Source organism: Variovorax sp. AC194, from assembly GCF_979257995.1.
This window is the reverse complement of record NZ_OZ409823.1, coordinates 5,969,745-5,981,543: the sequence shown is the minus strand read 5'-3', so window position 1 is coordinate 5,981,543 and position 11,799 is coordinate 5,969,745. Positions and strand designations below refer to the sequence as shown.

At 68.3% G+C, this 11,799-nt stretch carries 10 protein-coding genes; all 10 read left to right on the top strand.

Annotated features, from left to right (window positions below; translation table 11 throughout):
• Positions 1-8 precede the first annotated feature (8 nt).
• Positions 9-2,225 (top strand): UDP-N-acetylmuramoyl-L-alanine--D-glutamate ligase, encoded by a 2,217-nt coding sequence (gene murD / locus ACZYRS_RS28335; protein WP_463421864.1) that lies wholly within the window; start codon positions 9-11, stop codon positions 2,223-2,225.
• The gene (ftsW, locus tag ACZYRS_RS28330; protein WP_463421863.1) at positions 2,222-3,523 is read left to right on the top strand and encodes a putative lipid II flippase FtsW; all 1,302 of its coding nucleotides are present in this window, start codon (positions 2,222-2,224) and stop codon (positions 3,521-3,523) included. The genes murD and ftsW overlap by 4 nt, the downstream gene beginning before the upstream one ends.
• Entirely contained in the window at positions 3,520-4,584 is a 1,065-nt protein-coding gene (murG, locus tag ACZYRS_RS28325; RefSeq protein ID WP_463421862.1) for an undecaprenyldiphospho-muramoylpentapeptide beta-N-acetylglucosaminyltransferase, read from the top strand. Before ftsW ends, murG begins: the two co-directional genes overlap by 4 nt.
• Positions 4,581-6,056 carry a UDP-N-acetylmuramate--L-alanine ligase gene (gene murC / locus ACZYRS_RS28320; protein WP_463421861.1) on the top strand — a complete coding sequence of 492 codons (1,476 nt, stop codon included), beginning with the start codon at positions 4,581-4,583 and terminating at the stop codon, positions 6,054-6,056. The genes murG and murC overlap by 4 nt, the downstream gene beginning before the upstream one ends.
• Positions 6,053-7,024: a D-alanine--D-alanine ligase gene (locus ACZYRS_RS28315; RefSeq protein WP_463421860.1), complete on the top strand. Its 972-nt coding sequence runs from the start codon at positions 6,053-6,055 to the stop codon at positions 7,022-7,024. Before murC ends, ACZYRS_RS28315 begins: the two co-directional genes overlap by 4 nt.
• A 2-nt stretch (positions 7,025-7,026) precedes the next feature.
• On the top strand, positions 7,027-7,815 hold the full coding sequence (locus ACZYRS_RS28310; protein WP_042578366.1) for a cell division protein FtsQ/DivIB: 789 nt from the start codon (positions 7,027-7,029) through the stop codon (positions 7,813-7,815).
• A gap of 22 nt (positions 7,816-7,837) precedes the next feature.
• Positions 7,838-9,067 (top strand): cell division protein FtsA, encoded by a 1,230-nt coding sequence (gene ftsA, locus ACZYRS_RS28305; protein ID WP_013539446.1) that lies wholly within the window; start codon positions 7,838-7,840, stop codon positions 9,065-9,067.
• 170 nt (positions 9,068-9,237) lie between these two features.
• On the top strand, positions 9,238-10,458 hold the full coding sequence (gene ftsZ, locus ACZYRS_RS28300) for a cell division protein FtsZ (RefSeq protein WP_198786173.1): 1,221 nt from the start codon (positions 9,238-9,240) through the stop codon (positions 10,456-10,458).
• 205 nt (positions 10,459-10,663) lie between these two features.
• Positions 10,664-11,587 (top strand): UDP-3-O-acyl-N-acetylglucosamine deacetylase, encoded by a 924-nt coding sequence (lpxC, locus tag ACZYRS_RS28295; RefSeq protein WP_198786172.1) that lies wholly within the window; start codon positions 10,664-10,666, stop codon positions 11,585-11,587.
• A 16-nt stretch (positions 11,588-11,603) separates the two neighbouring features.
• Positions 11,604-11,780 carry a hypothetical protein gene (locus ACZYRS_RS28290; RefSeq protein ID WP_172672175.1) on the top strand — a complete coding sequence of 59 codons (177 nt, stop codon included), beginning with the start codon at positions 11,604-11,606 and terminating at the stop codon, positions 11,778-11,780.
• Positions 11,781-11,799 lie beyond the last annotated feature (19 nt).

The following is an 11,799-nucleotide window of genomic DNA, read 5'->3' as shown; positions in this document are numbered from 1 at the left end:
AAGAACCGATGCGCCATCTGAAAGACCTCCCCGTCCTCGTCCTGGGCCTCGGTGCGTCCGGGCTGGCGATGGCGCGCTGGTGCGCGCGCCACGGTGCGGTCGTGACCGTGGCGGACACGCGCGAGGCGCCTGCCGCGCTTGCGACGCTGCAGGCGGAGTTGCCGGGGGTGACGTTCATCGGCGGGCCGTTCTCGGCCGCGCTGATCGAGGGCACGCCGATTCGCGCGGTGTACCGCTCGCCGGGGCTGTCGCCCGAGACCATTGCGCCCGTTGTCGACGCGGCGCGGGCCGTGGGCCTGACGGTCGGCGGCGAGCTGGATCTCTTTGCGCGCGCGCTGCTGGATCTGCGAACGGTCGTAGTGCCGGCGGTGGAAGCCGCCGAGGCCGAACCGGAGGCCGTGGTCGAACCAGCAGCCGAAGTGCCTGCCGAACCCGTGCTGCCCGACGCTCAGGCCGAGCTGGCCTTGACCGTCGAGCCGACCGAAGCTGCGCCTGTCGAAGCGGTCGAAGTGCCCGTCGCACCGGAAGTCCCCGCGGCGACTGAACAGGTCGAAGCCGAAGCGCCCGCGTCTGCCGAGACGACCGAAGTTCCCGAAGTCCCCGAAACCGTCGAGACGGCTGAAGTGCCTGCGCAGACTGCCGCGCCTGTTGCATCGACCGCAAACACGGAAGCTGCCGAGCCGGTCGAAACAGCACCCGAATCCGCAACCTCCGCGATGGCCGAGGCCATGCCGCGCGATCCCTCGCTGAGCGTTCCGGTTTCGCCGCCTGCGGAAGAAGGCGCACCGGTTGCAGAAGCCGCAGCAACGACCGACGCCGCACCCGAATCGACGGTGCCGGCAGCCGCGCCCGCCACCGGCTCCCGCCTCCCCGCCACCGGCAAGCCCTACGTCCCCACGGCCGCCCGCGAGGCCGCCGAGTTCGTCGCCAAGATCGCCGAACTCTCCGCCACCAACCCGGCCTCCGCCGCGGTGGAAGAAGAGCCCACGGCCCAACTGCCGCTGGTGCCGATCGAAGAGCCCCGGGCCCCCAAGGGCTACACCCCCGCGGTGCTCGCCATCACCGGCACCAACGGCAAGACCACCGTCACCGCGCTCACCGGCCAGCTGGTCGAGCGCGCGGGCAAGAGCGTCGCTGTCGCCGGCAACATCGGCCCGACGCTGCTGGACACCCTGGCCGCGCACATCGATGCCGAGACGCTGCCCGATGTCTGGGTGCTCGAACTCTCCAGCTTCCAGCTCGATGGCGTGCAGGGCTTCGAGCCCACGGCGGCCACCGTGCTCAACCTCACGCAGGACCACCTCGATTGGCACGGCGACATGCCGGCCTACGCGGCGGCCAAGGCGCGCATCTTCGGCGCGCAGGGCCTGATGATCCTGAGCCGCGACGACGCGGGCGTGATGGCCATGCTGCCGCCGCCCGTGCGGGTGAAGCTGCAGCGTCCGCAGATCCGCACGCACGTCACCTTCGGCGGCACGATGCCGCTGCGCCCGGGCGACTACGGCATCGAGCGCATCAACGGCATCGCCTGGCTGGTGCGCGCACTGGAGGCCGACGAAACGCAGAAGCGCAAGCGCGGCGCGGTGGTGGAAGAAGAAATCTTCTTCCAGCGCCTGATGCCCGCCGACGCGCTGCGCATCCGCGGTGGCCACAACGCCATGAACGCGCTGGCCGCGCTCGCGCTCGCCACCGCCGCCGACTGCCCGCTCGGCCCGATGCTCTACGGCCTGCGCGAATACCGCGGCGAGCCGCATCGCGTGGAGCCGATCGCGCTGATCGACGACGTGGAGTACTTCGACGACAGCAAGGGCACCAACGTCGGCGCGACGGTCGCCGCGCTGAACGGCCTGGGCGAAGACCGCCGCGTGGTCGTGATCCTCGGCGGCGAGGGCAAGGGGCAGGACTTCGAACCGCTCGCCGCCCCCGTGGCGCAGCACGCGCGCGCCGTGGTGCTGATCGGCCGCGATGCGCCGCTGATCGAAGCCGTGCTCGCCAACACCGGCGTCTCGCTGATGCATGCCGCCTCGATGGACGAGGCCGTGAAGCTCGCGGCCGCGCGCGCCAACCCCGGCGATGCCGTGCTGCTGTCACCGGCCTGTGCGAGCTTCGACATGTTCAAGAACTACGGGCACCGCGCCGAGGTGTTCCGCGAGGCCGTGCAGGCGCTCGCGGACAACCCGCGCGGCATGTCGGCCGACGGTTCGTCCCCGGAGGAAACACTGTGAACTCCGCTGCTGCAGGCGCCTCGACGCCCGACACCCGCACCAGCCGCTTCGGTGGCTGGTTCAGGCGCGCCCGCAGCGGCATCGATTCGCTGCCCGTGCACCTCCCGGTGCGCCTGGGCGGCGCCGGCATCGCGCAGACCAAGGCCACGCCGATGCGCGTGCTGGGCTTCGACCAGGCGCTGGTGTGGGTCACCGTGGCGCTCCTGACCTGGGGCCTGGTGATGGTGTATTCGGCCTCCATCGCGCTGCCCGACAACCCGCGCTTCGCGCGCGCCGGCTACAGCGCCTCGTTCTTCCTCACGCGGCACGCGGCCTCGGTGGCGTTCGCGTTCATCGCGGCGCTGCTGGCCTTCCAGATCCCGATGAAGACCTGGGAGCGCGCCGCGCCCTGGCTTTTCGTGGCCTCGCTGCTGCTGCTGGTGGCGGTGCTCATTCCGCACATCGGCATCAACGTGAACGGCGCGCGCCGCTGGCTGCCGATGGGCTTCATGCGCTTCCAGCCCTCGGAGCTGGCCAAGCTCGCGATGGTGCTCTACGCCGCCAGCTACATGGTGCGCAAGATGGAGATCAAGGAGCGGTTCTTCCGCGCCGTGCTGCCGATGGGCATCGCGGTGGTGGTGGTCGGCATGCTGGTGATGGCCGAGCCCGACATGGGCGCGTTCATGGTGATCGCGGTGATCGCGATGGGCATCCTCTTCCTGGGCGGCGTGAACGCGCGCATGTTCTTCGTGATCGCCGCGCTCGTGGTGGTGGCCTTCGGCACCATCGTGGCGAGCAGCCCGTGGCGCCGCGAGCGGATCTTCGCGTACCTGGATCCGTGGAGCGAGGAGCATGCGCTCGGCAAGGGCTACCAGCTGTCGCACTCGCTGATCGCCATCGGGCGCGGCGAGATCTTCGGCGTGGGCCTGGGCGGCAGCGTCGAGAAGCTGCACTGGCTGCCCGAGGCGCACACTGACTTCTTGCTCGCCGTGATCGGCGAGGAGTTCGGCCTGATCGGCGTGCTGCTGATCATCGGTCTCTTCCTCTGGCTGACCCGCCGCGTCATGCACATCGGCCGCCAGGCGATTGCGCTCGATCGTGTGTTCTCGGGCCTTGTCGCTCAAGGCGTGGGCGTGTGGATCGGTTTCCAGACCTTCATCAACATGGGCGTGAACCTGGGCGCGCTGCCGACCAAGGGCCTGACGCTGCCGCTGATGAGCTTCGGGGGCTCGGCCATCCTGATGAACATGATCGCGCTGGCCATCGTGCTGCGCATCGACTACGAGAACCGGGTTCTCATGCGCGGAGGCCGCGTATGACCGGGCGCACCGCACTCGTCATGGCCGGCGGCACCGGCGGCCACATCTTCCCGGGCCTCGCGGTGGCGGAGGCCTTGCGCGAGCGCGGCTGGCGCGTGCACTGGCTGGGCGCGCCCGGCAGCATGGAAGAAAAGCTCGTGCCGCCGCGCGGCTTCGCGTTCGAGCCGGTGCAGTTCGGCGGCGTCCGCGGCAAGGGACCGCTCACGCTGTTCCTGCTGCCGTTGAAGCTGCTGCGCGCCTTCTGGCAGAGCTTTCGCGTGGTGCGCCGCGTGAAGCCCGATGTGCTGGTGGGCCTGGGCGGCTACATCACCTTTCCGGGCGGCATGATGGGCGTGCTGCTCAACAAGCCGCTGGTGCTGCACGAGCAGAACTCGGTCGCGGGCCTGGCCAACAAGGTGTTGGCGGGCGTGGCCGACCGCGTGTTCACCGCCTTCCCCAATGTGCTGAAGAAAGCGCAGTGGGTGGGCAACCCGCTGCGCGCGGCATTCACTTCGCAGCCCGATCCGGCTTCGCGCTTCGCGGGCCGCACCGGTCCGCTCAAATTGCTGGTCGTGGGCGGCAGCCTCGGCGCGCGCGGCCTCAACACCGTGGTGCCGCAAGCGCTGGCGCGCATCGAACCTTCCACGCGCCCGCAGGTGCTGCACCAGAGCGGCACCAAGCAGATCGACGAGTTGCGCGCCAACTACGCGGCCGCGGGCGTCGAGGGCGAACTCACGCCGTTCATCGAAGACACGGCGCAGGCCTATGCGGACGCCGACATCATCGTCGCGCGCGCCGGCGCCAGCACCGTCACAGAAATCGCGGCCGTCGGCGCAGCAGCGCTGTTCGTGCCTTTCCCCTCGGCGGTCGACGACCACCAGACCACCAACGCGCGCTTCCTCGTGGACGCGGGCGGCGGCTGGCTGGTGCAGCAGGCCGACCTCACTCCTGAATTGCTGGCTGATTTGCTACAGAAAACCGAGCGCACCGCGCTGATCGAGAAGGCCGCCAAGGCCAAGACCATGCAGAAGACCGAAGCCGTCGAGGCCGTCGTCCGCGCCTGCGAGGAGCTTGCCAAATGAAGCACGCGATTCGCCACATCCATTTCGTCGGTGTCGGCGGCTCGGGCATGAGCGGCATCGCCGAGGTGCTGCTGAACCTGGGCTACAAGATCACCGGCTCGGACCTCTCGGACAGCGCCACGCTGCGCCGGCTCGCGGGCCTGGGCATCGGCACCTTCGTGGGCCATGCGGCCGCGCACATCGACGGCGCGGACGCAGTCGTCACTTCCACCGCCGTGCAGCCGGACAACGCCGAGGTGCTGGCCGCGCGCGAAAAGCGCATTCCGGTCGTGCCGCGCGCGCTGATGCTGGCCGAACTGATGCGCCTGAAGCAGGGCATCGCGATCGCCGGCACGCACGGCAAGACCACCACCACCAGCCTCGTGGCGAGCGTGCTCGACGCCGCCGGGCTCGATCCGACCTTCGTCATTGGCGGTCGCCTGAACAGCGCCGGCGCGAATGCGCAGCTGGGCAGCGGCGACTACATCGTGGTGGAGGCCGACGAATCGGACGCCTCGTTCCTGAACCTGCTGCCGGTGATGGCGGTGGTCACGAACATCGACGCCGACCACATGGAGACCTACGGGCACGACTTCGCGAAGCTCAAGAAGGCCTTCGTCGACTTCCTGCACCGCATGCCGTTCTACGGCGTGGCGATCCTGTGCACCGACGATCCGGCGGTGCGCGACATCGTGGCCGACGTCACCTGCCCGGTCACCAGCTACGGTTTCGGCGAGGACGCGCAGGTGCGCGCGATCGACGTGCGCGCCGTCGGCGGCCAGATGCACTTCACCGCGCAGCGCCGCAACGGCGTGACGCTGCCCGACCTGCCCATCGTGCTGAACCTGCCGGGCGAGCACAACGTGCGCAATGCGCTGTCGGTGATCGCGGTGGCCGTCGAGCTGGGCATTCCCGACGAGGCGGTGCAGCGCGGCCTCGCCGGCTTCAAGGGCGTGGGCCGCCGCTTCCAGAGCTACGGCGAGGTGCGCGTGCCGGGCGGCGCGGGCAGCTTCACCGTGATCGACGACTACGGCCACCACCCGGTCGAGATGGCGGCCACGATCGCCGCCGCGCGCGGCGCGTTCCCGGGCCGCCGGCTGGTGCTGGCCTTCCAGCCGCACCGCTACACCCGCACGCGCGACTGCTTCGAGGATTTCGTGAAGGTCATCGGCACGGCCGATTCGGTGCTGCTCGGCGAGGTCTATGCCGCCGGCGAGGCGCCCATCGTGGCGGCCGACGGCCGCACGCTGGCGCGCGCGCTGCGCGTGGCCGGCAAGGTGGAGCCGGTGTTCGTGGACGACATCGCGGCCATGCCGCAGGCGGTGCTGGACAACGCCCGCGCGGGCGATGTCGTGCTGTCCATGGGCGCAGGCTCCATCGGCGCGGTGCCGGGCAAGGTGGTCGAGCTCGGCGGTGCGGCCGCACCTGCAGCGGCAGCAGCGCCATCGTCAACAACATCGGAGCGCACCGCGCGCAAGGGGAGGGCATCGTGAGCCTTCAGGATCCAACACTTTTCGGCAAGGTCGCCGTGCTGTTCGGCGGCAGCTCCGCGGAACGCGAGGTCTCGCTGATGTCGGGCACCGGCGTGCTCGAGGCGCTGCGCTCGCGCGGCGTGGATGCGCATGCCTTCGATCCGTCCGAGCGCGAGCTGGTCGAGCTCAAGCGTGAAGGCTTCGCGCGCTGTTTCGTCGCGCTGCATGGCCGCCATGGCGAAGACGGCACGGTGCAGGGCGCGCTCGAGCTCCTCGGCATTCCCTACACCGGCTCGGGCGTGATGGCCTCGAGCGTGGCGATGGACAAGGTCATGACCAAGCGCATCTGGCAGGCCGACGGCTTGCCCACGCCCAAGTACGTGCGCCTGGCCTTCGACCAGCAAAGCCGCGAGCAGATTCGCGCCGTGCCCGACGTGCTCGGCCTGCCGTTGATCGTGAAGCCGCCGCGCGAGGGCTCCTCCATCGGCGTAACCAAGGTCGAGGGGTATTCGCAGATGCAGGACGCGGTGACGCTCTCTGCCAGATACGACGCCGACGTGCTCTGCGAGGAGTTCATCGAAGGCGAGGAAGTCACCTGCGCCGTGCTCGGCCAGGGGCTCGACGCGCGCGCGCTCCCGGTGGTGCGCATCGCCGCGCCCGAAGGCGCCTACGACTACCAGAACAAGTACTTCACCGACGACGTGAAGTACCAGTGCCCGAGCGGCCTCGCGGCGGCCGAGGAACACGAGATCCAGCGCATCACGCTGGCCGCGTACCACACGCTCGGCTGCCGCGGCTGGGGCCGCGCCGACGTGATGATCCGCGCCAGCGACCGCAAGCCCTTCCTGCTGGAGATGAACACCTCGCCCGGCATGACCAGCCATTCGCTGGTGCCGATGTCCGCGCGCGCGGCCGGCATTCCTTATGAAGAGCTGTGCCTGCGTGTGCTGGCCTCCGCCTCGCTGGACTCCAAGGGAGGCGCGCAATAGCCATGGCCGACAGCATCCCCGCGCCCTTCGACGTCAAGCTCATGAACATCGTGGCGAACCTCGCGTTCGTGGCGGTGGCGTTCATGCTGCTGGCGGCGGGCGCCTGGTGGGTGCTGCGCCAGCCTTTCTTTCCGCTCGCGGGGATCAAGGTGGACGGCGAGGTGACGCACAACAACGCGGTCACGCTGCGCGCCAACGTGGCGCCGCAGCTGTCGGGCAACTTCTTCACCATCGACTTGGCGCGTGCGCGCACCGCTTTCGAGGCGGTGCCGTGGGTGCGCAGCGCGGTGGTGCGGCGCGAGTTCCCGAACAAGCTGCGCGTGACGCTGACCGAGCAGGTGCCCGTGGCCAGCTGGGGCGACGAGGCGGGCTCCAAGCTCATCAACGGTTTCGGCGACGTGTTCGAGGCCAACGTGGCCGAGGTGGACGAGAACCTGCCGCGCCTGGACGGTCCGATCGAGCAGGCCGGGCAGGTGCTGGGCATGTACCGCGTGCTCGCGCCGCAGTTCCAGCCCTACGACTTCGGCATCGACGAGCTCACGCTGTCCAGCCGCGGCAGCTGGAAGGTGGTGCTGGACAGCGGCGCGCAGATCGAACTGGGCCGCGGGCAGAGCGAAGAGGTGTCGGCCCGGCTGCAGCGCTTTTTGAAGACCGTGACCCAGGTCGCGGGCCAGTACCACCGCACGGTGGCCGACGTCGAAGGCGCCGACCTGCGCCACAACGACGCGTATGCATTGCGGCTGCGCGGCGTCACCACGGTCTCGCCCGAGACCCCAAGAAGAATCAAGTAGCGAATATCGAGGACATATTTCAATGCCCAAAGAATACAAAGACCTGGTCGTAGGCCTGGACATCGGTACCGCCAAGGTGATGGTGGTCGTGGCCGAGGTGCTGCCCGGCGGCGAGCTCAAGCTCGCGGGCCTGGGCATCGCGCCGAGCAATGGCTTGAAGCGCGGCGTGGTGGTGAACATCGACGCCACGGTGCAGAGCATCCAGCAGGCGCTCAAGGAGGCCGAGCTGATGGCCGACTGCAAGATCAGCCGCGTCTACACCGGCATCACCGGCAGCCACATCCGCGGCATCAATTCGAGCGGCATGGTGGCGGTGAAGGACAAGGAGGTGACGCCCGCCGACGTGGCCCGCGTGGTGGAGACCGCGCGCGCGATCAACATCTCGAGCGACCAGCGCCTCCTGCTGGTGGAGCCGCAGGAGTTCGTGATCGACGGCCAGGACGTGAAGGAGCCGATCGGCATGAGCGGCATGCGGCTGGAGGCCAAGGTGCACATCGTGACCGGCGCGCAGAGCGCGGCCGAGAACATCATCAAGTGCGTGCGCCGCTGCGGCCTGGAAGTCGACCAGCTGATGCTGAACCCGCTGGCCTCGAGCCAGGCGGTGCTGACGGAAGACGAGCGCGAACTGGGCGTGGTGCTGGTCGATATCGGCGCGGGCACGACCGACGTGGCGATCTTCACCAACGGCGCGATCCGCCACACCGCTGTGATCCCGATCGCGGGCGACCTCATCACCAGCGACATCGCGATGGCGCTGCGCACGCCCACCAAGGACGCGGAAGACATCAAGGTGGAGAGCGGCTATGCCAAGCAATTGCTGGCCGATCCCGACCAACAGGTCGAGGTGCCCGGTCTTGGCGACCGCGGCCCGCGCATGCTGAGCAAGCAGGCGCTGGCGGGCGTGATCGAGCCGCGCATCGAGGAGATCTTCTCGCTCGTGCAGCAGGTGGTGCGCGAATCGGGCTACGAAGAGGTGCTCTCTTCGGGCGTGGTGCTCACCGGCGGCAGCGCGGTGATGCCGGGCATGGTGGAGCTGGGGGAAGACATCTTCCTGAAGCCCGTGCGCCGGGGCATTCCGAAGTATTCGAGCGCGTTGTCCGACATGGTGGCGCAGCCCCGCGCGGCGACCGTGATGGGTCTGCTCGAAGAAGCGCGCTTCGCACGCATGCGCGGCTTCAAGGTCGCGCAGAAGAACGGGTCGGTAAAGACTGCGTTCGGACGTTTCAAGGACTTCATCGTGGGGAACTTCTGACCATGAACCACTCCCCACTCTGGCTCGCACGCGGCAGTCCCCCGTTGCATTTCAACGAGCGATGGCGACGAACCGGTCCACCATCGCGGCGACGCTCTCGTTGAACACGTCACGGCAAAAGAATTATTCATAGATACAAAACGGCAACTGCAATATTCAAGGAGTTAGAAATGACCATCGAAATGATCGAAGTCGAAGAATTCAACCAAGGCACGCAGATCAAGGTGATCGGTGTGGGCGGCGGTGGCGGCAATGCAGTCGCCCACATGATGGAGCGTGGTGTGCAGGGCGTGCAGTTCGTCTGCGCCAACACCGACGCACAGGCGCTCACCCGCAGCAATGCGAACAAGATCATCCAGCTGGGCACCAGCGGCCTGGGCGCCGGCAGCAAGCCCGACAAGGGCCGTGAAGCGGCCGAAGCCGCGGTGGACGAAATCCGCGCGGCCATCGACGGCGCGCACATGCTGTTCATCACCGCCGGCATGGGCGGCGGCACGGGCACCGGCGCCGCGCCGGTGATCGCGCGCGTTGCCAAGGAAATGGGCATCCTCACCGTGGGCGTGGTGACCAAGCCCTTCGACTGGGAGGGCGGTCGCCGCATGAAGAATGCGGACGACGGCCTGGCCGAACTCGAAGCCAATGTCGATTCGCTGATCGTTGTCCTCAACGAGAAGCTGCTCGACGTGCTGGGAGAGGACATCACCCAGGACGAGGCCTTCGCGCACGCCAACGACGTGCTCAAGAACGCCGTGGGCGGCATCTCGGAAATCATCAACGAGTACGGCGGCGTGAACGTCGACTTCGAAGACGTGCGCACCGTGATGGGCGAGCCGGGCAAGGCCATGATGGGCACGGCCGCGGCCGCGGGCCCGGACCGCGCGCGCATCGCCGCCGAGCAGGCCGTGGCCTGCCCGCTGCTCGAAGGCATCGACCTCTCGGGTGCCAAGGGCGTGCTGGTGCTGGTGACGGCATCGAAGGGTTCGCTCAAGCTGAACGAGTCGAAGCTCGCGATGAACACCATCCGCGCCTACGCCTCGCCCGATGCGCACGTGATCTACGGCGCTGCTTACGACGAGGCCCTGGGCGACGAGATGCGCGTGACCGTGGTGGCCACGGGCCTCTCGCGCGCGGACGCACGCCGCCAGGCGCCGACGCTGGAAGTCATTCGCACCGGCACCGACAACATCCCGTTCAACGTGCCGACCATGGGTGGCGTCGGTCACGCCGGCGGTCACAGCGGCGGCGGCAGCCAGCCGAACTACGACGGCATGGCGGTCCCCAGCGTGTGGCGCACCAACCGCACGATGGCCGCGGCCAAGGTGGATGCGCTGTCGTCGGGTGGCATGGACGACTTCGAAATTCCCGCATTCCTGCGCCGTCAAGCTGACTGACTGACGGAAGGCAACCGAACGCTCAGGGCACGAAGGTTCGCAAGGGGTACAGGGAAGACCTGAAAGGGACTTCCGCTGGCTCTAGGCGCTGCGTTCACTTCGTGCCCTTTGCGTCCATCGCCGGGATTGCATAGAACCGATGTCTATCGCTGCCATAGCGAGGGGATTAGGCCGCCACGCCCGTGGCGCGCCTAAAATCCCCGGCGTGCTGCAACAACGAACCCTCAAGTCGATCAGCCGCGCCGTGGGCGTGGGGCTCCACAGCGGGCAACGCGTGGAACTGACCCTGCGACCGGCTCCGGCCGACACGGGCATCGTGTTCCGCCGCGTCGATCTGCCCGAGCCGGCTGAAATCCGCATGACCGCCGAAGCGGTCACCGACACGCGCCTGGCTTCCACGGTCTCCACCGGCGGCGCGAAGGTGCAGACGGTCGAGCACCTGATGTCGGCCTGTGCGGGCCTGGGGATCGACAACCTCTACATCGACATCACGGCCGACGAAGTGCCGATCCTGGACGGCTCGGCTTCGTCCTTCGTGTTCCTGTTGCAAAGCGCGGGCATCGAATTGCAGAAGGCGCCGCGCCGCTTCATCCGCGTGACCCGCAAGGTCGAGGTGCGCGAAGGCGAGGGCGCCAACGAGAAATGGGCGAGCCTGGAGCCGTACCACGGCTACAAGCTGAGCTTCGAGATCGACTTCGATCACCGCGTGGTCAACTCCACCGGCCAGCGCGTGGAGTTCGACCTGGGCACCGATTCGTACAGCCGCGACATCGCGCGCGCGCGCACCTTCGGCTTCACGAAGGATGTCGAGTACATGCGCACAAAGGGCCTGGCGCTCGGTGGCGGACTCGATAACGCGGTCGTGATGGACGACACCAAGGTGCTCAATGCCGGCGGCCTGCGCTATGACGACGAGTTCGTGAAGCACAAGATCCTCGATGCGATGGGCGACCTGTACATCATCGGCAAGCCGCTGCTCGCGGCCTACACCGCGTTCCGCTCGGGCCATGCGCTCAACAACAAGCTGCTGCGCGAGCTGCTCTCGCACAGTGATGCCTACGAGGTCGTGACCTTCGACGACGAGAAGCGCGCACCGCGCGGCTTCGGCGAAGTGGCGCGGGCCTGGTAAGGCAGCCCTTCGCTCGATGCTGCTCTTCCGCTGGGCCATCCTGCTGCTTCTGCTGGTGGCCGGCGTGTCGTTCGCGTTCTATGCGGGCACCGGGCAGGCCAAGTACCGGCGCGTCGGCTGGATCGTGCTCAAGTGGACGCTGCTCGCCGCGTTCGGCTTCTTCGCGGTGCTGATCGCCGAGCGCGTGGCCTAGTTTTTTTTCTTCTCCGTTC